This is a genomic window from Planktothrix pseudagardhii (genome assembly GCF_904830925.1).
GTDB classification, from domain to species: Bacteria; Cyanobacteriota; Cyanobacteriia; order Cyanobacteriales; family Microcoleaceae; genus Planktothrix; species Planktothrix tepida.
Genome location: NZ_LR882967.1, coordinates 3,094,622 through 3,117,864 on the forward strand (window position 1 = coordinate 3,094,622; position 23,243 = coordinate 3,117,864).

Here is a 23,243-nt window from a genome sequence, read left to right on the forward strand (position 1 = left end):
CGCGTCTCTACTAACACTTAACAGTCAACAGCTTCTCACTCTGGACTTCCTGCTATGATTACTTTCTCCCTTCATAAGAAGCTGGATATCCTCTGGCCGTTGCGTCAATGGATAGATGGATTAGAAATTCACGATCGCAACTTCGCCCACCTGATCTGTCAACTTATCCCCGGTCAATGTCCCTTTGAACGAAACATCACGTTATTACTCGGATGGACGCTACACATCCCTCCCCTGTGTAAGCTCAACCCTTTATACGATGAATTCGTTGCCCTGCGGTTCCGCGCCCTCACCTACCTCGCTGATGTTTGTGGCGAACAAGCCAGTTAAAGATTGAGGCAGGGAATCAATGAAACCTCTGCCTTTTGCAATCACAGACAACCGACAACACACCCCTGTCCTATGAAACTCACAAGCGCGAAAATTGCTGAATTGCTGGCGGAAAAGGCTTGCGAACACAATCACAAAAAAGATGGCGACAAGAAGAATAAAGCGTGTAAGCAACAAGCCCAACCCGGTGCCGCCCAAGGGGGTTGTGCCTTCGATGGTGCTAGTATTGCCCTGGTTCCGATTACCGATGTGGCTCATTTAGTACATGGCCCCATTGCCTGTGCTGGGAACGCCTGGGGCAGTCGCGGCAGTTTGTCCTCCGGTTCCAATCTGTACAAAATTGGCTTTACCACTGATTTAAGTGAGAATGATGTCATTTTTGGGGGTGAGAAAAAGCTTTATAAAGCCATTTTGGAAGTTAAAAACCGTTATCAACCCGCAGCCGTTTTTGTTTATTCCACTTGTGTAACGGCCTTAATTGGTGATGACTTAGATGCGGTTTGTGAGGCGGCGAGTACAAAAGTTGGAATTCCTGTGATTCCGGTTCATTCTCCGGGTTTTGTGGGGAGTAAAAACTTAGGAAATCGGATTGGGGGAGAAACTTTATTAGAGTATGTTGTTGGTACAGCCGAACCCGATTATACGACACCCTATGATATTAATTTAATCGGGGAATACAATATTGCTGGGGAAATGTGGGGCGTTCTTCCCTTATTTGAAAAGTTAGGAATTAGGGTTCTGGCTAAAATTACAGGGGATAGTCGTTACCAAGAAATCTGTACCGCCCATCGAGCCAAACTCAACGTCATGATTTGTTCTAAGGCGTTGATTAATATGGCGAGAAAAATGGAAGAAAAATATGGGATTCCCTATTTGGAAGAATCCTTTTATGGAATTGATGACATGAATCGCTGTTTGCGAAACATTGCTCAAAAAATTGGGGACGCAGACTTACAAAACCGCACCGAACAATTAATTGCTGAGGAAACAGCCAAGTTAGATGAACAACTGGCGCCTTATCGAGCTCGTTTAAAAGGAAAACGAGTAGTTCTGTACACAGGAGGGGTTAAAAGTTGGTCGATTATTTCCGCCGCTAAAGATTTAGGAATGGAAGTTGTCGCCACCAGCACAAAGAAAAGTACGGAAGAAGATAAGGCAAAAATTAAAGGTTTACTGGGCAAAGATGGCATCATGTTGGAAAAAGGAAATGCGGCTGAATTACTGAAAGTAATTGACAAAACAAAAGCAGATATGTTAATTGCAGGAGGTCGGAATCAATACACTGCTTTAAAAGCCAAAATTCCCTTTTTAGATATTAACCAAGAACGCCATCATCCCTATTCCGGTTATGTCGGAATGGTGGAAATGGCAAGGGAATTAGACGAAGCTTTATATAGCCCCATTTGGGAACAAATTCGCCAACCCGCCCCTTGGGAATTATGAATTACGAATAGCTGATGACTGATAACTGACAACTGTTAACTGGTAACTGATAACTGATAACTGGTAACTGATAACTGATAACTGATAACTGATAACTGATAACTGATAACTGTATTATGGCTACTGTAATCTCCCCTAAAAAACCGGTTGCGGTTAATCCGCTTAAACAATCTCAACCTTTGGGTGCAGCGTTGGCATTTTTAGGTTTAAAAGGAACAATGCCTTTGTTGCATGGTTCCCAAGGTTGTACCGCCTTTGCTAAAGTTTTGCTGGTGCGACATTTCCGAGAAGCGATTCCGTTAAGTACAACGGCAATGACGGAAGTAAGTACAATTTTAGGCGGAGAAGAAAATGTTGAAATTGCCATTTTAACGCTCTTAGAAAAGGCAAAACCAGAAATTATCGGACTCTGTACAACTGGGTTAACAGAAACACGGGGAGATGATATGGAGGGTATCCTCAGAACCGTGAAACAAGAACATCCTGAATTAAAAGATTTTCCGATTATTTTTGTTTCAACACCTGATTTTAAGGGAGCATTACAAGATGGTTATGCAGCTACAGTAGAAAGTATTATTCGGGAAATTCCGGTAGCTGGAGAAACTCAAAAAAATCAAGTAACGCTATTAGTAAGTTCTGCTTTTACGCCGGGAGATGTTGAGGAAATTAAAGAAATTGTTACTGCTTTTGGATTTGATGCGATCGCTGTTCCTGACCTCTCCACATCTTTAGACGGTCACTTATCAGATGGAGGCTATACCGCAACGACAACGGGGGGGACAACTTTAACGAATTTAAAGCGTATTGGTTCCTCGAATTTTACCCTGGCTTTGGGAGAAAGTATGCGGGGGGCGGCGGAGATTTTACATCAACGTTTTGGTACTGAATATCAGGTATTTCCTCGGCTTACTGGATTAAAAGCGGTTGATGAATTTTTAATGAAATTATCTCAGTTGAGTTCATCTCCGGTTCCTGAAAAATATTGTCGTCAACGTCGCCAATTACAGGATGCCATGTTAGACACTCACTTCTATTTTGGTCGGAAGCGAGTTTGTTTAGCTCTTGAACCAGATTTACTGTATTCAACGAGTCTGTTTTTACAGGAAATGGGGGCAGAAATTCAAGCTGCAATTACCACAACTCAATCCCCTTTACTTGACAAAATTCCCGTTGAATCTGTTATAATTGGTGACTTAGAAGACCTAGAAAATTTAGCGATCGCTTCTGATTTATTAATCTCTAATTCTAATGCTAAAGGCGTGAGTGAAAAACTACACATTCCCCTTTATCGGCTAGGAATTCCCATCTTTGATCGCTTAGGAAATGGTTACTTTTCAACCGTAGGTTATCGGGGAACCAAAGAATTTTTATTCAATTTAGGGAATCTGCTTCTGGAACAGGAAGAAAACAGCCATCATTCGTTGGGGTTTGATCCCCCCTAACCCCCCTTAATAAGGGGGGAACTGTACAGCTAAACTTCTTTAAGAAAGAAGAGAAACAGAACAATCAAAGTCCCCCTTAATAAGGGGGATTTAGGGGGATCAAGTCTAAGGTAAAAACAGAAGTTTTAGGTTAACCCTTATCGTGCTATACACAGGAGAAAATCATGAAAATTGCCTTTGCTACCAATGATTCTGTTCATATTAATGCTCATTTTGGTTGGGCAAAACAACTGGCAGTTTATGAGGTTTCCACAGAAGGATATGAATTTGTTAATACTTTAACCTTTGATGGCGACCTCAAAGAGGATGGTAATGAGGATAAATTAGTTCCTAAATTAGAAGCTTTATCGGATTGTACAATTGTTTATGTTTCCGCGATCGGAGGCAGTGCCGCAGCGCGATTAATTCGCAAAAAAGTTACACCCGTAAAAGCTAGAAGTGAAGAAGATTTAATTACCGATATCCTCAATAAATTAGTCCAAACTTTAAAGGGTAATCCTCCCCCTTGGTTGCGAAAAGCACTCCAGCAAAAGGAAAAAACGTTTGAGGATTTCGAGGAGGAATAATTAGACATTAAGCTTTTTTGAGGGATGAAAAATAACTGTAGGGGTTGGGTTATCCAACCCAGATCCCTAGAGGGTTAGGCAAACCCAACCCCTACCCTAAAATAGAACAACCTCGACTTGACTTGCAATATCCAACACAACACAGGAGAAAATAACAATGACAACAGAAACCATCATATCCATCACAAACACTCCATTTTTGAAAGAATTAGTTCGCCAAATTCGGGCTCAAGATAGTATGGGCGTTTATCGGAGTTGGTCAGATGAATTAATTCTGAAACCCTTAATTTTAACGAAAGAACAAAAACGTAAAATTTCTGTAGAAGGGGATGTAGAACCCATCACCCAATTAAGAATTACTGCGTTTTATCGGGCGATCGCAACTTTAGTAGAACAAGAAACTGGATTATTATGCCAAGTTGTGATTAACTTAAGCCATGAAGGATTCGGTTGGGCATTAATTTTTTCCGGTCATCTTTTAGTCGTTTCTAAAACCCTCAGAGATGCTCAACGTTTTGGCTATGAATCTATGGAAAAATTAGCAGCAGAAGGCGAAAAACTGACGAAATCTGCTGTTGAATTAGCGACTAAATATCGAGAAGTCACTAACGCTTGAAATCAGTGTTCAGTTATCAGTTATCAGTCATCAGTGAAGGTTGATAAGTTTTTGAAGAAAAACCCAATACAACAAACTATTTCATGACATTTGATAACTGGTAACTGATAACTGGTAACTGATAACTGTTAACTGATAACTGGTAACTGACATGGTTCAAGCTGATTTAACCCTTGACGAATTAAAGACAAAAATTAAGCGTCTTAATAGTCAAGGTGGACAATTAAAAATGGAACTTCATGATTTAGCTGAAGGATTGCCAACGGATTTCGAGAATATTATGGAAGTTGCGGGCAGAACCTATCAACTTTATCGAGAGTTAGACGCTCTCAAAAAGCAGCTAAAAGCACGGGAATCTCAATAGAAAATCTTTCACCCCCACCCTAATCATGACCCAAGCCTTATCTGACTTTAAAAAGTTAATGGATGCAGAAGAATATTTCCAATTCTTCCAACTCCCCTTTGACGAGCAAATTGTCAATGTTAACCGTCTTCATATCTTGAAGAAATTCTCTCAATTAGTGGCTAAAATTGATGCAGCTTTTCCCGATATCGAACCTGAAGAAAAACTCAATCAGTATCGTGAAGCACTGCAACAAGCCTACAACGTATTTTTAACTTCAACCGCAGTGGAGGAAAAACTCTTCAAGGTTTTCAACGAAAAGCCCAAAAATGTAGTTTTACTCTCAGAAATTGAGTCAGATTAAGGAGGATTGAAATGTTCAGCCTAACACCCACTGAGTTAGAACGTTATCAACGCCAAATCATGCTTCCCGGTTTTGGGGAAGAAGCCCAAAATAAACTTCGTACCAGCACTGTTTTAGTGACAGGTGTGGGAGGGTTAGGAGGAACAGCAGCCCTTTATTTAGCAGTTGCAGGAATTGGACGGTTAATATTAGTTCGAGGTGGTAATTTACGCCGAGATGACATGAACCGCCAAGTTCTGATGACAGAAGATTGGGTGGGGAAACCTCGAATTGAGAAAGCGAAAGAAAGCCTGGCTGCAATTAACCCGGATGTGGAAATTGAGGCTATTCCTGAATATGTAACGGCATCTAATGTTGATTCGTTAGTGTTACAAGCTGATATCACCTTAGACTGTGCCCATAACTTTGTAGAACGGGATTTATTAAATGCAGCTTGTGTCCGTTGGCAAAAACCTATGGTGGAAGCAGCCATGAACGGAATGGAAGCGTATTTAACAACAATTATTCCCGGTAAAACGCCTTGCTTATCTTGTTTATTTCCTGAAAAACCGGAATGGGATAAACGGGGTTTTGGGGTGTTAGGTGCGGTTTCTGGAACCTTAGCTTGTTTAACTGCATTAGAAGCAATTAAGGTGATTACAGGGCTTGGACAACCCTTATTTTCTCACCTGTTAATGATGGATTTAGGGACTTTGAATTTCTCTAAACTTCATACCTATCATGATCGCCATTGTCCGGTTTGTGGCACACAAAAATAGTTGATCTATTGATTCAATTTAGGAGATTTGACCATGATTAATTTAACGGAGAAAGCGGCATTCAGGCTTCGGGCTTTTCTAAGAGCAAAAGGCTCTTCAGATGAAACTGCTACTCGTAGAGGTGTAAGGCTTTCTGTTGCTGATGGGGGATGTAGCGGTTATGAATATAAAATGGATATTACCAGTCAACCTCACTCTGATGATTTGGTAATTGAAGAGGATTCTGTACTATTTTATATTGACCTGAAGAGTTCCCCTTTATTAGAAGGATTAGAGATTGATTTCATTGATGGTTTAATGGAGTCTGGATTTAAGTTTTCTAATCCGAATGCTTCTGGTAGTTGTGGCTGTGGCAAATCTTTCAAAGCTGGGGATTGTACCCCTGCTGCGGTTCCTTGCAGTTAATTTTTTGGTACTTCTACATACATTATAAGGTGTAAAAACATGGGAACAACTTATCAAGTTCGCTTACAAAGCAAAAAGTATGGATTGGATACTGTGATTGATGTCGATGAGGATACTTATATTCTTAAAGCTGCTGAGGAGAACGGAATAGAATTACCTTTCTCTTGTTCTGCGGGTTCCTGTTCGAGTTGTGTGGGAAAAGTCATTGAAGGGGAAATTGATCAATCTGAACAAAATTTTCTGGATGATGAACAAATAGAAAAAGGATTTGTTCTCCTTTGTGTTGCATATCCTCGTTCAAATTGTACCATTCGTACCCATCAGGAAGCGTATTTAGTCTAAGTTTGTAGGGGTTGGGTTGCCCAACCCTCTAGGGGATCTGGGTTAAAAAACTCAACCCCTACAATCTCAAATTACTCTCAATCTCTAACTTCCCATGATTAGTCAAGAGCTAATTACCCAAGAATTTATTCAAGTTGTGAAGCGTGAATATCCTAACACCGGACAACTTTTGGATAACTGTTATGTTAAAGTTCTCGATTTTTCAGTGCAACGGCTAGAAAAACGATTCTACTACGTTGCAGTTTATTGCCCTAAAACTTTAATTTCTGAATTGCGATCGCAATCCCATTTGTTCAAAGAAATTGCTGAAAATATGGGATTGATGGATGTTGTTTTTATTAAATCTAATAACCTACTCCGAGATCCGCTTTCTAAAATTAAACAAGATTATCCTCGGTTATGGTTAGAACTCCATTCAGTTATCTCCCCTTTCTAAAGTCCGTTGAAAAGCCCCCGTTTTCAGGGAGCTTTGAGGACTATTTAAAGTCTTAACCTTTATTCAATACCCACGATCACGTCAGTTGATTTGATGAGGGCATAAACTTCTGTTCCATCTGTAAGCCCTAAACTTTCAGCCGAGGATTTTGTAATAATAGAGACGATTTCGACTCCCGGTGAAATCTCAATTACAACTTCCGTATTCACTGCCCCGACTGTCAATTGTTTGACAGTTCCTTTGAGAGAATTACGAGCACTAATTTTCATGGGTATAACCTCTTGAGTCTAAATATTGTATTAATCTGAAGTAAGTGTTCAACAGTAAAGTTAATATCCTTATGTTAAAGTTTCGTGTTCCTATCTGGATACTAGCTTTTAGGACTTTTCGTTTATTGATGATGATCTCTTACTCGATTATAATTCTACAATAACACCTCGTTTTTGCCAATCTATATATTTTTATTTAAAAGGTATTTTAAATAAAAAAAACAAACAAGATATAAAATTGTATTGGTTTATACATCTTTTGATTAAAATCAATATACTATAATCAATTGTAGAATTAAAAACGGCTTTCAAAATCTCAGTTTTTATTCTTCAAATCCAGCAGTTTCTAATATTTTACTAAAATGAAAAAAAGACGGCTTGTAACGTTTCTAGCCACAATTTTAATGACGTTAATCCTAACGATGGGGATTCGAGTCATTAACCAAACGCCTCTGTTAGCTCAAACGCACTCTAGCTTACTCGTATCGGCGGCGGCTAGTTTAAAAGAAGCCCTAGAAGAAATTAAGCCCGCGTATCAGCAAATTCACTCCAAGGTTGCTGTTAACTATAATTTTGGGGCTTCGGGAACATTGCAACAACAAATTGAAAATGGTGCCCCTGCGGATATCTTTTTCTCAGCTGCTAAAAAACAGATGGATGCTTTACAGGAAAAAAATCTGATTATTCCCGAAACTCGGCGTAATGTTTTAACCAACAACCTCGTTTTAATTGTTCCCAAAAATTCCACAGGTATTACCAGTTTTAGAAATTTAACCGATGCTAAAATTAAGCGAATTGCTGTAGGTGAACCGAGAAGTGTACCCGCCGGACAATATGCTGAAGAAGTGTTTAAAAATTTAGGGATTTTAGACGCGATTAAACCTAAACTGGTTTTAGGGAATAATGTGCGAAATGTTTTGGCGGCAGTAGAAAGTGGAAATGCTGATGCCGGGGTTGTTTATACAACGGATGCTAAACTTTCAAATCAGGTCAAAATTGTGGTAACTGCACCCGCCAATCTCCATTCCCCAATTGTTTATCCAGTTGCAGTTTTAAAAAGTAGTAAAGATCCAGCCTCGGCTAAAGAATATGTGCAGTTTTTAGCGAGCGATCGCGGCATGAAAATCTTTCAAAAATACGGATTTAGCAAAGCTAGTTAAAGTGATTTACCTAAACCCATGTCTTTAGATCTTTCTCCCCTCTGGATTTCCCTTAAAACCGCTTCAATTGCTACATTCATTACCTTCTTTTTAGGCATCCTGGCGGCTTATTGGATGTTGAACTACCGGGGAAAGGGGAAATCAATTATTGAGGGGGTTTTTATTTCCCCTTTAATTTTACCGCCTACCGTTGTGGGTTTTTTATTACTACTATTTTGTGGTAAAAACGGCCCCCTCGGACAACTATTATCGCCCTTTAATATCAACTTGGTTTTTACTTGGTATGCCGCCGTAATTGCCGCAACGGTTGTGGCGTTTCCCTTAATGTACAAAACCGCATTGGGGGCCTTTAAACAAATTGATCGCACCCTTTTACAAGTTGCTAGAACTTTAGGCGGTTCTGAAATTACTATTTTTTGGCGAATTGCTTTACCCTTGGCTTTACCCGGTATTCTAGCTGCAACCATTTTGGCATTTTGTCGGGCATTAGGGGAATTTGGCGCCACCTTAATGATTGCGGGGAATATTCCAGGGGAAACTCAAACGATTCCGATGGCGATTTATTTCGCAGTGGAAGCAGGGGCGATGAAAGAAGCTTGGATTTGGGTGTTAGTGATTCTCACCGTTTCTTTCTCAGCCATTACAGTTGTTAACCTGTGGGAAAATGGAACGAAAAAGAAAGGGATAGGGCCCTATTCTAACCCATCTTTCCAAAGGTCGGATTTCAGATCAGAGCTTGATCACGAATTTATGATCTCTTCCCTGATTTCCGATTCCTCAACACCTCCCTATTTATCGATTAATATTCAGAAGAAATTACCAGGTTTTGAGTTAGAAGTTGCTTTTAATAGTGATGATCGTCCTTTAGGATTGTTGGGGGGATCGGGTGCAGGAAAAAGCATGGTTTTGCGGTGTATTGCGGGGATAGAAACACCGGATCGAGGTCAAATTATTTTGAATGGACAGGTTTTATTTGATTCTGAAAACGGAATTAATTTACCCCCCTGTGAGCGCCGGGTGGGTTTTTTATTTCAAAACTATGCTTTATTTCCCCATTGGACAGTGGCTCAAAATATTGCCTTTGGCTTACCCAAAGGAATGTCTAAAAATCAAATTCAGGCTGCTGTTGGAACCTTGTTAGCTCAGGTTCATTTAGAAGCATTAGGAAATCGTTATCCTCGCCAACTATCGGGGGGTCAACAACAGCGAGTTGCATTAGCCAGAGCTTTAGCAAGTCAACCGGAAATATTATTATTAGATGAACCGTTTTCTGCCCTAGATACCTATTTACGAAGTCAACTCGAACATCAATTAATTTCTCTGTTATCTTTTTATCGAGGAGTTACATTATTTGTTACTCATAATTTAGAGGAGGCTTATCGAATTTGTGAGAATCTTTTAGTCATGGATCAGGGAAAAGCGATCGCATTTGATATTAAACAAAACATTTTTGAGCATCCTCCTAATTTTCGCACGGCTCAACTCACTGAATGTAAAAACTTTTCTCGAGCAATTAGCCACGATTTTCAAACTATAGAAGCGTTAGATTGGGGGTGTAGGTTACGAGTAATTGAACCCATTCAAGAACCTCTAGCTTATGTGGGAATTCGTGCCCATCAATTAAGTTTTCCTACAGATCCAAGTTTAGACAATACTTTTCCCTGTTGGTTAGCTAATACCAATGAAACCCAACATCGGATCACGTTATATCTTAAGTTAGCTTCTCCACCGGAGAATTTGGAAGATTATCATTTACAAGCTGAAGTTTTTAAAGAAAAATGGGCAACTTTAAAAGATCGTCCTTTTCCTTGGTTGGTGCAGTTACATTCTTTACGGTTATTTTTAATGTCGGAATAAAGAAGTTTAATCTCTAACAAGGGGTTAAAAGAATGTAGAGATTTTATCCATAAAATTCTCTGATAAAATATTAAGATTTAGTTGGGGACAGATCCGCGTGTCTACCTTTAGGTTTAATTGAATTTACTTCAGTATTGTTCCAATTTTTTATTTTAGTAAAGTAAGGGAGATTTATGAAAATAATTGAAATTCTATTGTTTTTATTTATTGATGCTTTTTTAATGATTATTTCACAATTTAAGGCTTGTTTCTTAGGAGTTTTAATGATACTCTGTTTTTAAAGTTAAAGTGTTGCCTTAAATGCTTGACATAAATTTTTATCTGAAAGAAAAATCGACTTTTTTTCAACCTGGCTATTAATATCAAGCTTCCTCAGTATTTCAGAAAAAATGATCCAATCAGACTTAAGAAATAATCCCAATCCAAGGCTAGTTGGATGGGGATTATTGTGAGATTCCTAATCAATCTGATTGAATCGAAGTCAAGTTTGTTCTCAAATTGAGAACCGTTTATTGCAGCTACTCATAACTCCTAAATTTGGCTTAGAACAACCCAAGGAGGAAATTATGAAAGCCAAGGATATTATGACACAAGAAGTCGCCATAATTCGAGGTTCTGCAACCGTAGCCGAAGCTGTTCGACTGATGCGCTTAAAAGAAGTTCGGGCACTGATTGTTGAAGCTCGTCATCCAGAAGATGCCTATGGCATTGTCACGGAAACGGATATTATTGCTAAAGTCGTGGCTTACGGAAAAGACCCCAAACAGGTGCGAGTTTACGAAATTATGAGTAAACCTTGTATTGTGGTCAATCCTGATCTGAATCTGGAATATGTAGCCCGCTTATTTGCCAATACAGGAATTTGGCGAGCTCCGGTTATTCAAGGGGAATTATTGGGGATTATTTCAGTCACCGATATTTTAATGCAAGGTGATTTCCTGGAAAATCCTAAATTAGCCTATCTCCAACAAAAGCTTCAGGAAGCCATCTCGAATGCTCGTTCTATTTCCGCCACCTCTGGTAATGATTCTAAAGCTGCGGCTGAAGCGTGGGAGTTGGTAGATGAAATTGAAGCCGAAGCGGGTTTTTATGGAGCTTTAAAAGCAGAAAAAACCGCTAAGGAACTCTTTTTTGAGCGGGAATCTCAGCCGGTTTCTATCAGCTAAACAATTGGGGTCAATGACATAACCAGAATCCATGTCCAGCCATTGAGATTCGGTGATTTCATGTTAGGGCTAGATTTTTCTGGCTTCTTCCTCTGACCCCCTCTTTTTGTTTGAATAGTGATCGCACTCCAGTTATTTGGGTTCATAAATCAGTGCGATCACCCAATTCAATATTCATTCTTTAACGTTATTTGCTTGCTATATAATCATTATCATCTATAGCAGTCCTTATGCTTGTTGAAGTCCCGCTAGTAGAATTTCGCAGGTTTCACCGTTATATCCTCGTTTCGGTTCCACAAAAACTTCATCGCCCGCTTGAAGTTGTAGTTTGGTAAACTGTTCTTTCGTTAAATGGGCAACAATTTGACGCTCATCAGCTAAGATTAAATCCACTTGAATATCCCATCCTAAATGAGTGATCCGTTTAACTAAAGCTGGAGACCTCAAATCTAAGTGATTGGTGATGTGAAGTTCAAGATCATGGGGACGAATAAAAATATTAGAAGTAGTAGGAGCCACTAAGCCCACATCTTGGAAAAGGGAAGCATGACTGGGTAATACATTAACAGTTCCGATAAATTGCATCACAAAAGGTGTCGCTGGTTGATCATAAATTTCTGAGGGGGTTCCCACCTGTTCTATTTTGCCTTGATTCATGACAACAATTTCATCGGCTACCGCCATTGCTTCTTCTTGGTCATGGGTCACAAAAACGCTAGTGACATGAACTTCATCATGCAATTGTCGTAACCAACTCCGCAATTCTAAGCGCACTTTGGCATCTAAGGCTCCAAAGGGTTCATCAAGTAATAAAACCTCGGGTTGAACCGCTAAAGCACGAGCTAAAGCTACCCGTTGACGTTGACCCCCAGACAGTTGAGATGGATAACGATTTCCTAATCCGGTTAACTGAATTAATTCTAACAATTCTTCAACTCTGGCTTTAACTTTTTGCCGAGGATGTTTGCGAATTTCTAAACCAAAAGCGATATTTTGGCGAACAGTCAGATGTTTAAACAGGGCATAATGTTGGAATACAAATCCAATATTTCGCTTTCTGACATCTAAATGGGTGGTATCGTTACCATTGATAATAATTTGTCCACTGTTGGGGGGTTCTAATCCGGCGATCGCTCTTAATAAAGTTGACTTTCCCGAACCCGAAGGCCCTAGTAAGGCAACTAATGTTCCATCTTTAATTTCCAAGTTGATATCGTCTAAAGCTTGAAAATTACCGAACACTTGAGAAACGTTTTTAATGATAATACTCATAGCACCTCAAAATAAAAAAAGTGAAATTTTAATTGTGATAAAACAGGTTAACGACGACTGGTTTTTCTCTCTAAGATTTCTTTGAGAACTAAAGTGACTAAGGCGAGTAGCGCTAAAATGGTGGCGGCACCAAAGGCGGCTTCGGTTTGATAATTTTTGTAGGCTTGTTCCACAAAGGTTGGTAAGGTTAAAGTTCGACCTGCAATTAATCCAGAAACAACGGCGACTGCTCCAAATTCACCCATAGCTCTAGCATTGGTTAATAGAACACCATAAAGTAAACCCCATTTAATATTGGGAAGGGTCACACGCCAAAAGATTTGGAAATCTTGAGCTCCTAAAGTTCGGGCGGCTTCTTCCTGTTCTGAACCCACTTCTTCTAAAACAGGAATCACTTCTCTAGCGACAAAAGGTAAAGAAACAAATAGCGTAGCCAGTACCATTCCGGGGAGAGAAAATAATACTTTAATATCAGCATTTTGTAACGCTGCACCAAACCAACCATTACGACCATATAACAGCACAATCATTAACCCGGCTACCACGGGAGAAATGGCAAAGGGTAGGTCAATAATACTGATTAATAAGGTACGACCCGGAAATTGATTTCGAGCAATCACCCAAGCGGCACAGAGTCCAAATAAAGTATTAAGAGGAACAACAATCAATGCAATGATTAAAGTCAGTTGCATTGCGCTTTGAAAATCGCGGGTATTGATGGCGGTGATAAACTCTTGGGTTCCTTTATGAAAGGCTTCATAAAAAACGGCTATTGCTGGAATAAATAAAACCAAAGCCAGATAGAGTAAAGCAATGCCAATTAAAAGCCATTGAACCCAAGGGAGAGGATGAGAACTATCAGGTTTGATGGATGAACGGGATAACATAAAGAGTAAATCATCAATGAATATTAGACAAGAATCATCAGGGAAAAAATCTTAACTTTTGAGAGAATAACGACGTCCCCAATGTTGCAGTGTATTAATTAACACTAATAAGAACAATGAAATGATCAATAAAACTGCACCAACGACGGTTGCACCGACATAATCATATTGTTCTAAGCGTTGAAAGACTAAAATAGGGGCAATTAAATCTTTAAAGGGAATACTCGAAGAAATAATCACCACTGAACCGTATTCTCCTACTGCACGGGAAAAACCGAGGGCAATTCCGGTTAGAATAGGAGGCATTAAGGGGGGGAGTAAAACTCTTAAAAAGGTTTGAAATTGAGATGCACCTAATGACCAAGCTGCTTCTTCTGTTTCTCGTTCCATTTCTTGCATAACAGGTTGTAAAGTTCGCACCACGAAAGGCAACGAAATAAACAACATGGCAACGAAAACCCCTAAACGGGTGAAGGCAATTTTAATCCCAAAGGGGGCAAAAAATTGTCCGATCCACCCTTTATCGCTATAAACCGTTGCTAAAACTAAACCCGCAACGGAAGTCGGTAAAGCAAAGGGTAAATCAACGGCAGCATCGATTAATTTTTTCCCTGGAAATTGATAACGAACTAACACCCAAGCGATTAAAGTCCCCATCAGTCCATTCATTGCCCCTGCGGCTAATGCCGTTACAAAGCTAACGTTATAAGCCGAAATAGCAACGGGACTAAAGGCAATATTCCAGAATTCCTGGGGAGATACCATTAGGGATTGTCTAATTAATGCTGTAAAGGGCAGAATTAACATGACAATCAGATAGAAAAAGGTAAAAACCCACGGAAAAGAAAACCGCCTCCAAAGTTTTTTTAAGGCGTTATTGAAAGCGGGTTTTTGAGTGTTAAACTGGGCTACAGGAATCCTCATAAATACTTAATACTCTACAAATACTTGACTATTTACCAGCCATCTACTTCTGTTTTTGAGTCTTGCCAAACTTCAACATCGAGATCAGAAAGATAAATCATGGCACTATCGATTTGTTGGGGGGTTCCTTTCAGGACTAAATCAAACCAACCATCTTCCCGGGCATTCTGACCTAAAATGGCTCCCCTAATATTCACTTCTAAACCGTAATTAGAAGCTAGACGAGAAATCACGGGTTCTTGATGGTATTCTTTAGGAATTCTGACTCGAATTCGAGAAATAAATTGATACTTTTCTCTGGCAGTAAACACAGATAAATTAGTATCATCGGACTCGAATTTTGTTGAATTTAAAGACATCTTATTCTCCTTAAATCAAGAAGTATAGAGTGATACAGGGGAGCAAAATTGTGCCATTTTCTATTTAGATTGAGCGATTTTAGATTGCATTTGATCAAAAAATGCTCCATCCGCAAAAAATTGAGTATCTACCTGTTTCCAGCCACCTAAATCTTGAACAGTAAACAGTTTTTCGACTTTAGGAAATTGGCTGGCAAATTCCGCTTCAACGGTTGGTTCAACGGGTCGAAATCCGACTTTGGCAAACTCTCGTTGTGCTTCAGGTGTAAATAAGAATTTGGTAAAGGCTTCTGCCACTGCGCGGGTTCCATGTTTGTCTACATTGGCATCAACCACAGCCACAGGATTATCAATCGAAATGTTATAATCCGTCGGCACAATATAAGGTTGTTTATCTCCTTTTTGAGATGCTAAAATCACTTCATTTTCATAATTAATTAAGACATTCCCTTGACCTTGTTTGTAGAACACATCACTGGCTTCACGAGCATCTTTCGGCAGAACAGGAACACGACTAAACACAGTTTCAAGAAAGCTTTGAGCTTCTGATTCCGTTCCTCCGGCTTGGGTAACACTACCCCACAAAGCCAGAACGTTCCACTTGGCTCCACCGGAAGTTTTGGGGTTGGCGGTAATCACTTGAATATCATCACGGGTCAAATCAGACCATCCCTTGACACCCAGATTGGCATCCCGAAGCACCAAAGCTGCAACGGATTTATGCACGATGGAATCATTGGGCAGTTCTTTTTCCCAACCCGGTTGGATGAGTCCGGCTTTCTCGATTTTGGCGGTATCTCCAGCTAAAGCTAAAGCCACCACATCGGCATCAAGTCCATCAATCACGGCACGGGTTTGGGAGCCAGAGCCGCCATAACTTTGTTCAAACTCTACAGTCTGCCCGGTTTGAGCTTTCCACTGCTCTACGAACTTGGGAATGATGTTTTCATAGGCAGTTTTAGTGACAGCGTAGGATACGAGGGTGAGTTTAATCGGTTTATTCGATTGAGCTTGGGGTGTTGCTGGATTATTGGCAGTGTTAGGAGATGAATTAGTGGCGGTGTTGGGTGAAGAGCAAGCAACCACCATCGTGTTGAGTGCCAATCCAGTAAGGACACAACCAAAGAATTTAGCAGAGGAACGTTTTGGGGACAACGATGAACGGATTTGCATTATCATACTCCTGAGATTAGGCTGGAATTCATTTACACAGCCTTTCATTTTTGACTGTACTCGAATTCTATAGTAAGTCGGTTTGAATTTCAATACATTTACATTACAATAATTAAAAAATTGAATTTATCAGTCAATGCGTTTGCCATGTCAAGATAAATAGTAGGTTGATCCAGTGGTGCAATCGGAGGATGTCTAATCAGCCCTCTTGGTGTGATGTTCAACCCCGAAATACTGTGGAAGAAACTGCACACCCAGCATTGCTACCCCTAGGCCAGATATAGGTGATCAATCCGGTGAAGTCGCAGTAAGAAAGGACAATATGGCAGCACAAGCACCTTCAGCAGCAATCGAGTTAGCAAAACTTTTGATTGAGAGTAACTACCTCTTCAAAGACTTAGAGATTAAATGGTTGGCTCAATATCTTCCTCCAGACCTCACGGTAGAAAAGCTTTATTCCAACCGTCCTGTGTATACGGCTTTTCGTCCTCATATTTTTTTAGATGTTCTCTACATTATTATTAGTGGCGGGCCAATTATTATCCGCAGTACCCCCCTAGACCGGATTATTACCATTAGCTATCCGGGGGGATGTTTCGGGATGAGAAATCTCCCGTTTAGTTTTGGTCTGATGAGTCGAGCATTTCCCAGCTTAGTAGAAGCTTACAAAACCACCGATGTGATTAAGCTTCCCCTCGATACCCTCAAAGCCATTTATGAAAATAGCGAAGTCGTGCGGGAGCGTTATGATAAATTCTTTGAACTGCGGGAAAAATTTCAGTATCATTTACTCAATTGCAGTTCCTATCCGCCTCAAGCTGTTGCTGCTTTATTAAGAGGCTTAGTTTATCAAGAACGCAGTTTAGGAAATCAACCTCATTCTGATGGCGTTTATACGTTTGATTTACCCATTGATGTGATTGCCCGTTCCTGTCAATTAAACCACCGCACTGTTGAACAAGTCCTCAAAGGAATGCAAAAAGTGAAATTAATTGAAGCAGCTAAATCTAATGATGCTTCAGAAGACACCATTCGAGTCATTGACCCCGAAGGACTCAAAGAAACTTATAGTGCGACCCGTGATAAAGTCTCCTGGTGGCCGTTGAAGTAATTTTAAAAGTTCCTTTCGTGACTATTGCACCGTCAACGGTCAACGGACAACACTGCTGTTGGATTTCAACAAAATAGTTGCACAGCGATTGATGAGTGATAGTATCATTGAAATGCTTGAACCGTTACCCCAAAAGAGGTTTAGCTATGTCACCCCAAGATCAAAGCCGACGGGAACTTGCGAAAAGCGGTGATCCTAAAGCGATCGCAGACGCAATTAACCATTCCTTGAAAGCCAAAGGAATCAATGCCGATGTCATGCGGGATAACGGCTATCTCCATGTCATGCTCGAAGGCGATCAAGTTCCTAACCATCAAAAAGAGTTAGTGAACTTTGTCCGCAATGGCATGGATCGCCTCGGCGTTGAAACAATTTACACGATTAAAGTATATGGACGTCAGTTTGGAGATGATTTACCTTTTTGGGAAGAAGAAATTGTTCTAAGAACTCCACCCCCTCCCTCTATTCATTCAGTGGATGATGTCCATTTAGATGAATCTTCTGTTCCCCTAGTGGATGACGAAGATGTAGAGGAAGATTATGAGATTGATGACGAAATTATCGGCGATAACGATATCGTTGATGAAGAAGATTACCTGCCTCCAGGGAATCGTAATCCAGTATCAGATTATAATCCTGAAGAGGATGATGATCCCGATGATGATGATGATCACGATCAAACGACGCGAGAGGTGGAACCCAATCAGCCAAAAAGTAAGGTTTTGCTGTTAGGTTTGTTAGGTGGGTTAGGACTTTTGGTGATCTTGGCCGGATTACATTTGACTGGAATTTTCCGCCTTCCCTTCCTCCCGTCCGCTTCTTCCCCGTCTTCAGAGTCTGCACCCTCTAACACATCCTCTGCACCCACCCCATCGGCTTCCCCAAAACCGGGTACACCTCCAGCAACACCGGCTGATCCGTTTGCAGAAGCAGTTAAAACAGCGACTAATGCAGCAAATTTAGCACAAACCGCTCAAACCAAAGCGGATTGGACAAAAGTGGCAACGGCCTGGCAACAAGCCAGTGAATTGATGAAGAAAGTTCCCAAATCTCATCCGAAGTTTACCGTTGCTGAAGATAGAGCCGTTCAATACGCAAATAATCAAAAAGTGGCACAACAAAAAGCTGCCGTTGCTCCGAATTAAAATACAGTTTACAGTTTCTAGTTGAACTGTATTTTAATTCAGATATGCAATTAGAATCTCTGTTGAAACTCAACCGTGTGATTCGGGTGATTGGGTTTGATGATGCCCCTTTTCAACGGGGAATTGATCAAACTGTTTATATTGCCGGAGTTGTTTGTGGAGGAACTCGCTTTGAAGGTATGGTTTGGGGACAAGTCAAACAAGATGGTTGGGATGCAACGGATCAAATTTGTCAGCTATTAATTAATAAAAAATTTTTACCTCAATTACATTTAGTTTTAATTGATGGGATTGGATTTGGCGGATTCAATTTAATTGATTTACCTGAATTAGCTGATCGTTTACAAAAACCCTGTGTTACTGTCATGCGACATTATCCTAATTTTAATAAAATTGAACAGGCAATTTATCATTTATCCGAACCTGAAAAACGACTTCACTATTTAAAAAAAGCTGGAACAATCTACACTTATCCCCCTTTTTTCTTTCAAGTTTGTGGGGAAAATCCTGATATTATTGGGCTCGCTTTATCTCGGATAACAGATTGCGGAAATGTCCCAGAAGCATTACGATTAGCGCACTTGATTGGAGCCGCTATTATTCGGAGCCAAAGTGGTAGTCAAGCTTGATTTCTGTAGGGTTAAACCCTTAAGAAATTTTAAATTTTCAATAAACAATTGTAAATTTTTGATAAAGTTATGATTCCTTTTGATCGCATTTTCAATGAAACCGATCCAAAAGCAAGTTAGGTAGTCAATAATACAGATATTAATCTTCTGCTATTCCCATGCTCTTTGGTCATCTACCAATGTCTGCAATTGCTTTAGAGCAAACCCTGAATCAAATCATGGCAATTACGCAACAAATTCACCGACCTCTGGAATTAGGTGATATTTTAGATGTGACGGTCAAAGGAATTAGGGAAATACTGGGATGTGATCGGGCTTTGATTTATCGTTTTTTACCCGAAGGCGATGCCGTCATAGCAGAAGAATCCATTAGCTCTGAAACCTTACCGATTATCGGACAACTGATCTACGATCCCTGTTTTCAAGCCAAATGGGTAGACCTCTATCGCCAAGGACAGATTAGCTTCATTGAAGATACCGCAGCTAAACCCCTTGCACCCTGTTACAAACAGCTTTTACAACGATTAAAAATCGCTGCTAATCTCGTTGTCCCGATTTTACTCCCCCCATCCCCTGTAGAGACGCGCCATGGCGCGTCTGTACCAGCGTCCTCAACTTTACCCAATCTCTGGGGGTTATTGATTGTTCATCAATGTGACAGTCCCCGTCACTGGAAACCCTTAGAAATTCAATTTCTGCAACAAGTGGCGATTCATGTAGCCATCGCTGTCCAATGCCGAGAACCGAATCAACCTATCCGCGAATTCCATCAATGGCAACAACAGACTCTACAATCCCCCTCCCGTAGAGACGCGCCAAAAGCCTACGGCATGGCTGAGCCCAGGCGCGTCTCTACAGAAGAATGTGGCTGTTGCCATTCGGTTGATGAATCTCTACTTAAATCTTCTACCCCTCCGGTATCAATATCGGATTTAAGGGGATGGGATCGACTTCAAACCCCAATCTGGATTTTTGATATTGAGAATTTACAAATGTGGTGGGCAAACAAAGCCGCCCTTCATATCTGGAATGCAACCAATCGAGAGGAATTACTTCAGCGAAATTTTAAGGATGTTTCTGAAGCAACTCGCATTCGTTTAAACGCTTATTTACAACAATTTCAACACCAAGAAACTGTTACCGAAACCTGGACATTTTATCCTGAAGGAAAACCTATTTCTGTTCGTTGTACTTGTTCAGGAATTGAAATTGAAACAGGTCGAATGGCGATGTTAGTGGAAGGGATAACGGAGGTCGCCAATGAAAATACCCCTGAAACGTTGCGATCAATAGAAGTCCTGCATCATACAAGTGTAATGATTTCCCTCTACACCCTGAATGGGGTGCCCTTAATGCAAAATCCCGCCGCCTTGCATTGTTATGGGGATACCCTACATCCAAATAGGGCTGACGATAATATGTTTGTCCGCCACTTTGTTGATCCCAATATTGGAGAAACCGCAAGATTAACCGCCCAATCTGGTGCAGTTTTTAGCATTGAAACTCAAGTTTATACTTTAAATGGGATTCGTTGGCATGGGTTAGATGTGCGTTGTACCCGTGATCCGGTAACGGGTCATCCTATGCTGCTGGTGAATGAAAAAGATATTACTGAAAAACAAGCTTCTTTAATTGAACGTCAGCGTGTTGAACAAGAATTACGCTGGAAAGAAGCGTTATTACGCTCAATGACAGATACCTCTAACTTGGCTTTTTTTGTTGTTGATAATCGCACGGATAATATTCTTTATTTTAACCATCGTTTTTGTGAAATTTGGGGAATTGAACACTTAGAACGTCAAATATTAGAAGGGGTGTTAAAAAATAATGATATTATTCCCCCTTGTATTCGTTTAATAGCTGATGTTCATGCTTTTGCTGAGTCTTGTAAACCCTTACAATCAGAGGATAATCGAACAGTAATAGAAGATGAAATTGCCTTTTCGGATGGACGCACGATTCGCCGTTTTTCTAGCCAAATTCGAGATCAGAGCGATCACTATTTTGGACGGTTATATATTTTTGAGGATATTAGCGATCGCATTGCGGCTCAAAAGGCTTTAAAAGTCAGTGAAGACCGTTGGCAATATGCCTTAGAAGGCAATGGAGATGGGGTATGGGACTGGGAACCCCAAACCCATCAAGTCTTTTTCTCCCGGCGGTGGAAAGAAATGTTGGGATTTGCAGAAGATGAAATTGGCAACACCCTAGAAGAATGGGAAAACCGGGTTCATCCTGATGATATCGAAGCGGTTTATCGCAAAATTAACCAACATTTTCAAGGAGAAACTGAACAATATATCAGTGAACATCGGGTTTTGTGTAAAGACGGAAGCTATAAATGGATACTCGATCGCGGTCAAATTCTCAGCCGTAGCTCCCTAAAGTCCCTTCCCCTACGCATGATTGGAACCCATACCGATATTACAGAACGCAAAGCCATGGAGGAAACCCTGCGAGAACGGGAAACTCGTTTATCCTTAGCGTTAGAAGCGGCGCGGATGGGAACCTGGGACTGGAATATCCTCACGAATGAGATTCTCTACTCCGAGCAACTCCGGCTCATGTTTGGTTTATCTGGCCCTTATGATCGCAGCTATGAAGCCTTTTTAGAGATTGTGCATCCAGAGGATCGACGGTTGGTGGATCAGTCGGTGCGTTGTGCGTTGTCAGAAACAGATGATTATCATGTCGAGTTTCGGATTATTTTGGCCGAAGGAGCCGTTCATTGGATCTGTAATAAAGGACAAGTTTACTATAACGAATCCGGTCAAGCCATCCGTATGATCGGCGTAGCGATGGATATTACGGCTCAGAAACGCTCAGAAATTGACCTGCGGGAAAGCGAAGAACGCTATCGGTCTGTGATTGCCGCCATGGGTGAAGGGATTGTTCTCCAGCAAACCGATGGTCAGATCGTCGCCTGTAATCAAAGTGCAGAACGGATTTTAGGGTTAAGTTCTGATCAGATGATGGGCCGCACTTCCATTGATTCACGCTGGTGGGCGATTCAACATGATGGTTCTCCCTTTCCTGGAGAAAACCATCCCTCGATGGTGACGTTACGCACCGGAGAACCCCAATTTGATGTGATTATGGGAGTTCATAAACCCGATGGAGATTTGACTTGGATTTCGATTAATTCCCAACCTTTATTTCATTCCCATCAGCCTCAAGCCTATGCGGTTGTTACCTCCTTTTCAGATATTACTATTCGCAAACAAGCCGAAGAAGCCTTAAAACAACAGGCTGAACGGGAACGGATGATTTATACGATCACCCAACGAATTCGTCAGTCTTTGGATTTAGATGAAATTCTACAAACCACTGTTGCTGAGGTACGGCAGTTTTTACAAGCAGATCGGGTGATCATTTATCGGTTTAATTCTGATTGGAGTGGTGTAGTAGTTAAGGAGTCTGTGGAACCAGGTTGGAAATCGATTTTGAATCTGGAAATTACAGATACCTATTTTGTGCAGAATCAGAACAAATCCTATGAACAACACACAATCAAAGCGACTGCCGATATCTATACCGCAAACCTGCATTCCTGTCATTTGGAGCTATTAGAACAGTTACAAGTTCGAGCAAAATTAGTAGTTCCGATTGTACAAAATCAGGGTTTATGGGGGTTATTAGTTGCCCATCATTGCAGTGGGCCGAGGGAATGGTATTCCTTAGAGATTGAACTTTTGAAGCAATTAGCTGTTCAATTTGCGATCGCCATTTATCAATCGGAACTTCATCAACAATTGCAATTCGCTAACCAACAATTACAAAACTTAGCGATGGTGGATCAACTCACCAAAATTGCTAATCGTCGCTGTTTTGATGAGATCTTAAATCAAGAATGGCATCGTTTAATCCGAGAACAACGTCCCCTTTCTTTACTGCTTTGTGATATTGATTATTTTAAACAATATAATGATACCTACGGACATTCTCAAGGGGATATTTGTTTACAACAAGTAGCTCAAGCACTTCAGCAAGCCGTTCAGCGTTCTATTGATTTAGTTGCCCGATATGGAGGAGAAGAATTTGTAGTCATTTTACCCCATACGGATCAAGAAGGTGCGTTACAAGTCGCTGAGAAAATTCAAGAGGCAATTCAACAGTTTAACCAGCCTCATCGGGCTTCTGCTGTAAGTCAACGGGTAACGATGAGTATTGGAATTTGTACCCTAATTCCGACTTTAGATCGGGTTCCTTTGGATTTAATTAGGGCTTGCTGAAAAAGTAACAGAAA

Annotated in this window: 24 protein-coding genes; 18 read left to right on the top strand and 6 right to left on the bottom strand. The window is 40.6% G+C overall.

The window, feature by feature from the left end; all coding sequences use genetic code 11:
- The first annotated feature begins 54 nt into the window (after positions 1-54).
- The 11 genes from NMK36_RS13060 to NMK36_RS13110 all read left to right on the top strand — a co-directional run bounded on the left by NMK36_RS13060 (position 55) and on the right by NMK36_RS13110 (position 7,045).
- Entirely contained in the window at positions 55-330 is a 276-nt protein-coding gene (locus tag NMK36_RS13060; protein ID WP_254173923.1) for a Mo-dependent nitrogenase C-terminal domain-containing protein, read from the top strand.
- A gap of 72 nt (positions 331-402) precedes the next feature.
- Positions 403-1,773 (top strand): nitrogenase iron-molybdenum cofactor biosynthesis protein NifE, encoded by a 1,371-nt coding sequence (gene nifE, locus NMK36_RS13065; protein WP_254173924.1) that lies wholly within the window; start codon positions 403-405, stop codon positions 1,771-1,773.
- A gap of 116 nt (positions 1,774-1,889) precedes the next feature.
- Positions 1,890-3,215 (top strand): nitrogenase iron-molybdenum cofactor biosynthesis protein NifN, encoded by a 1,326-nt coding sequence (nifN, locus tag NMK36_RS13070; RefSeq protein ID WP_254173925.1) that lies wholly within the window; start codon positions 1,890-1,892, stop codon positions 3,213-3,215.
- A 164-nt stretch (positions 3,216-3,379) separates the two neighbouring features.
- Positions 3,380-3,781 carry a nitrogen fixation protein NifX gene (gene nifX, locus NMK36_RS13075; RefSeq protein ID WP_190522542.1) on the top strand — a complete coding sequence of 134 codons (402 nt, stop codon included), beginning with the start codon at positions 3,380-3,382 and terminating at the stop codon, positions 3,779-3,781.
- Between the two features lie 157 nt (positions 3,782-3,938).
- Positions 3,939-4,397 (top strand): NifX-associated nitrogen fixation protein, encoded by a 459-nt coding sequence (locus NMK36_RS13080; protein WP_072721265.1) that lies wholly within the window; start codon positions 3,939-3,941, stop codon positions 4,395-4,397.
- A gap of 151 nt (positions 4,398-4,548) precedes the next feature.
- Positions 4,549-4,761 carry a CCE_0567 family metalloprotein gene (locus NMK36_RS13085; protein ID WP_254173926.1) on the top strand — a complete coding sequence of 71 codons (213 nt, stop codon included), beginning with the start codon at positions 4,549-4,551 and terminating at the stop codon, positions 4,759-4,761.
- A 25-nt stretch (positions 4,762-4,786) separates the two neighbouring features.
- Entirely contained in the window at positions 4,787-5,104 is a 318-nt protein-coding gene (gene nifW, locus NMK36_RS13090) for a nitrogenase-stabilizing/protective protein NifW (RefSeq protein WP_072721262.1), read from the top strand.
- An 11-nt stretch (positions 5,105-5,115) separates the two neighbouring features.
- Complete coding sequence (locus tag NMK36_RS13095; protein ID WP_072721260.1) at positions 5,116-5,862, top strand: HesA/MoeB/ThiF family protein; 747 nt, start codon at positions 5,116-5,118, stop codon at positions 5,860-5,862.
- A gap of 33 nt (positions 5,863-5,895) precedes the next feature.
- Positions 5,896-6,267, top strand: coding sequence for a HesB/IscA family protein (locus NMK36_RS13100; protein WP_072721258.1), 372 nt, complete (start codon positions 5,896-5,898; stop codon positions 6,265-6,267).
- 39 nt (positions 6,268-6,306) lie between these two features.
- Entirely contained in the window at positions 6,307-6,609 is a 303-nt protein-coding gene (locus NMK36_RS13105) for a 2Fe-2S iron-sulfur cluster-binding protein (protein ID WP_072721257.1), read from the top strand.
- Between the two features lie 94 nt (positions 6,610-6,703).
- Complete coding sequence (locus NMK36_RS13110) at positions 6,704-7,045, top strand: hypothetical protein (protein WP_254173927.1); 342 nt, start codon at positions 6,704-6,706, stop codon at positions 7,043-7,045.
- Positions 7,046-7,104: 59 nt separating this feature from the next.
- Here NMK36_RS13110 and NMK36_RS13115 read toward each other — a convergent pair whose 3' ends face one another.
- Positions 7,105-7,314, bottom strand: coding sequence for a TOBE domain-containing protein (locus NMK36_RS13115; RefSeq protein ID WP_072721254.1), 210 nt, complete (start codon positions 7,312-7,314; stop codon positions 7,105-7,107).
- Positions 7,315-7,676: 362 nt separating this feature from the next.
- Here NMK36_RS13115 and modA point away from each other — a divergent pair, with 362 nt between their 5' ends.
- From modA to NMK36_RS13130, 3 genes are all read left to right on the top strand, one after another.
- Positions 7,677-8,474 (top strand): molybdate ABC transporter substrate-binding protein, encoded by a 798-nt coding sequence (gene modA / locus NMK36_RS13120; RefSeq protein ID WP_254173928.1) that lies wholly within the window; start codon positions 7,677-7,679, stop codon positions 8,472-8,474.
- A gap of 18 nt (positions 8,475-8,492) precedes the next feature.
- The gene (modB, locus tag NMK36_RS13125) at positions 8,493-10,331 is read left to right on the top strand and encodes a molybdate ABC transporter permease subunit (RefSeq protein WP_254173929.1); all 1,839 of its coding nucleotides are present in this window, start codon (positions 8,493-8,495) and stop codon (positions 10,329-10,331) included.
- 566 nt (positions 10,332-10,897) lie between these two features.
- Entirely contained in the window at positions 10,898-11,497 is a 600-nt protein-coding gene (locus tag NMK36_RS13130) for a CBS domain-containing protein (protein ID WP_072722301.1), read from the top strand.
- A 228-nt stretch (positions 11,498-11,725) separates the two neighbouring features.
- Here the strand turns inward: NMK36_RS13130 and NMK36_RS13135 are convergent, their stop codons facing one another.
- From NMK36_RS13135 to NMK36_RS13155, 5 genes are read right to left on the bottom strand one after another with little or no spacing between them, the layout of a single operon-like run.
- Positions 11,726-12,769, bottom strand: coding sequence for a sulfate/molybdate ABC transporter ATP-binding protein (locus tag NMK36_RS13135; protein WP_072721249.1), 1,044 nt, complete (start codon positions 12,767-12,769; stop codon positions 11,726-11,728).
- A gap of 47 nt (positions 12,770-12,816) precedes the next feature.
- Entirely contained in the window at positions 12,817-13,656 is an 840-nt protein-coding gene (gene cysW, locus NMK36_RS13140) for a sulfate ABC transporter permease subunit CysW (RefSeq protein ID WP_072721248.1), read from the bottom strand.
- 51 nt (positions 13,657-13,707) lie between these two features.
- Positions 13,708-14,580 (bottom strand): sulfate ABC transporter permease subunit CysT, encoded by an 873-nt coding sequence (gene cysT, locus NMK36_RS13145; RefSeq protein WP_072721246.1) that lies wholly within the window; start codon positions 14,578-14,580, stop codon positions 13,708-13,710.
- Positions 14,581-14,612: 32 nt separating this feature from the next.
- Positions 14,613-14,939: an NIL domain-containing protein gene (locus NMK36_RS13150; RefSeq protein ID WP_083580148.1), complete on the bottom strand. Its 327-nt coding sequence runs from the start codon at positions 14,937-14,939 to the stop codon at positions 14,613-14,615.
- A 60-nt stretch (positions 14,940-14,999) separates the two neighbouring features.
- Entirely contained in the window at positions 15,000-16,112 is a 1,113-nt protein-coding gene (locus tag NMK36_RS13155) for a sulfate ABC transporter substrate-binding protein (protein WP_072721244.1), read from the bottom strand.
- A 322-nt stretch (positions 16,113-16,434) separates the two neighbouring features.
- Between NMK36_RS13155 and NMK36_RS13160 the strand changes: the two genes are divergently transcribed.
- From NMK36_RS13160 to NMK36_RS13175, 4 genes are all read left to right on the top strand, one after another.
- The gene (locus tag NMK36_RS13160; RefSeq protein ID WP_072721242.1) at positions 16,435-17,223 is read left to right on the top strand and encodes a cAMP-binding protein; all 789 of its coding nucleotides are present in this window, start codon (positions 16,435-16,437) and stop codon (positions 17,221-17,223) included.
- A gap of 146 nt (positions 17,224-17,369) precedes the next feature.
- Positions 17,370-18,368, top strand: a complete 999-nt coding sequence (locus NMK36_RS13165) for a hypothetical protein (RefSeq protein WP_072721241.1) — start codon at positions 17,370-17,372, stop codon at positions 18,366-18,368.
- A gap of 44 nt (positions 18,369-18,412) precedes the next feature.
- On the top strand, positions 18,413-18,997 hold the full coding sequence (locus NMK36_RS13170; RefSeq protein ID WP_254173930.1) for a DUF99 family protein: 585 nt from the start codon (positions 18,413-18,415) through the stop codon (positions 18,995-18,997).
- Positions 18,998-19,176: 179 nt separating this feature from the next.
- Positions 19,177-23,229 (top strand): diguanylate cyclase domain-containing protein, encoded by a 4,053-nt coding sequence (locus NMK36_RS13175; protein WP_254173931.1) that lies wholly within the window; start codon positions 19,177-19,179, stop codon positions 23,227-23,229.
- Positions 23,230-23,243: the final 14 nt, after the last annotated feature.

Bases quoted from the DNA above. Each gene is read 5' to 3' on its own strand.
- nifN (WP_254173925.1), top strand. From the start codon at position 1,890: ATGGCTACTGTAATCTCCCCTAAAAAACCGGTTGCGGTTAATCCGCTT.
- NMK36_RS13170 (WP_254173930.1), top strand. From the start codon at position 18,413: ATGCAATTAGAATCTCTGTTGAAACTCAACCGTGTGATTCGGGTGATT.
- NMK36_RS13115 (WP_072721254.1), bottom strand. From the start codon at position 7,314: ATGAAAATTAGTGCTCGTAATTCTCTCAAAGGAACTGTCAAACAATTG.
- NMK36_RS13150 (WP_083580148.1), bottom strand. From the start codon at position 14,939: ATGTCTTTAAATTCAACAAAATTCGAGTCCGATGATACTAATTTATCT.
- NMK36_RS13155 (WP_072721244.1), bottom strand. From the start codon at position 16,112: ATGCAAATCCGTTCATCGTTGTCCCCAAAACGTTCCTCTGCTAAATTC.
- NMK36_RS13060 (WP_254173923.1), top strand. From the start codon at position 55: ATGATTACTTTCTCCCTTCATAAGAAGCTGGATATCCTCTGGCCGTTG.
- modB (WP_254173929.1), top strand. From the start codon at position 8,493: ATGTCTTTAGATCTTTCTCCCCTCTGGATTTCCCTTAAAACCGCTTCA.
- NMK36_RS13080 (WP_072721265.1), top strand. From the start codon at position 3,939: ATGACAACAGAAACCATCATATCCATCACAAACACTCCATTTTTGAAA.
- NMK36_RS13105 (WP_072721257.1), top strand. From the start codon at position 6,307: ATGGGAACAACTTATCAAGTTCGCTTACAAAGCAAAAAGTATGGATTG.
- NMK36_RS13110 (WP_254173927.1), top strand. From the start codon at position 6,704: ATGATTAGTCAAGAGCTAATTACCCAAGAATTTATTCAAGTTGTGAAG.
- NMK36_RS13100 (WP_072721258.1), top strand. From the start codon at position 5,896: ATGATTAATTTAACGGAGAAAGCGGCATTCAGGCTTCGGGCTTTTCTA.
- NMK36_RS13095 (WP_072721260.1), top strand. From the start codon at position 5,116: ATGTTCAGCCTAACACCCACTGAGTTAGAACGTTATCAACGCCAAATC.
- NMK36_RS13085 (WP_254173926.1), top strand. From the start codon at position 4,549: ATGGTTCAAGCTGATTTAACCCTTGACGAATTAAAGACAAAAATTAAG.
- NMK36_RS13135 (WP_072721249.1), bottom strand. From the start codon at position 12,769: ATGAGTATTATCATTAAAAACGTTTCTCAAGTGTTCGGTAATTTTCAA.
- NMK36_RS13165 (WP_072721241.1), top strand. From the start codon at position 17,370: ATGTCACCCCAAGATCAAAGCCGACGGGAACTTGCGAAAAGCGGTGAT.
- nifE (WP_254173924.1), top strand. From the start codon at position 403: ATGAAACTCACAAGCGCGAAAATTGCTGAATTGCTGGCGGAAAAGGCT.
- NMK36_RS13130 (WP_072722301.1), top strand. From the start codon at position 10,898: ATGAAAGCCAAGGATATTATGACACAAGAAGTCGCCATAATTCGAGGT.
- nifW (WP_072721262.1), top strand. From the start codon at position 4,787: ATGACCCAAGCCTTATCTGACTTTAAAAAGTTAATGGATGCAGAAGAA.
- modA (WP_254173928.1), top strand. From the start codon at position 7,677: ATGAAAAAAAGACGGCTTGTAACGTTTCTAGCCACAATTTTAATGACG.
- NMK36_RS13175 (WP_254173931.1), top strand. From the start codon at position 19,177: ATGTCTGCAATTGCTTTAGAGCAAACCCTGAATCAAATCATGGCAATT.
- nifX (WP_190522542.1), top strand. From the start codon at position 3,380: ATGAAAATTGCCTTTGCTACCAATGATTCTGTTCATATTAATGCTCAT.
- cysW (WP_072721248.1), bottom strand. From the start codon at position 13,656: ATGTTATCCCGTTCATCCATCAAACCTGATAGTTCTCATCCTCTCCCT.
- NMK36_RS13160 (WP_072721242.1), top strand. From the start codon at position 16,435: ATGGCAGCACAAGCACCTTCAGCAGCAATCGAGTTAGCAAAACTTTTG.
- cysT (WP_072721246.1), bottom strand. From the start codon at position 14,580: ATGAGGATTCCTGTAGCCCAGTTTAACACTCAAAAACCCGCTTTCAAT.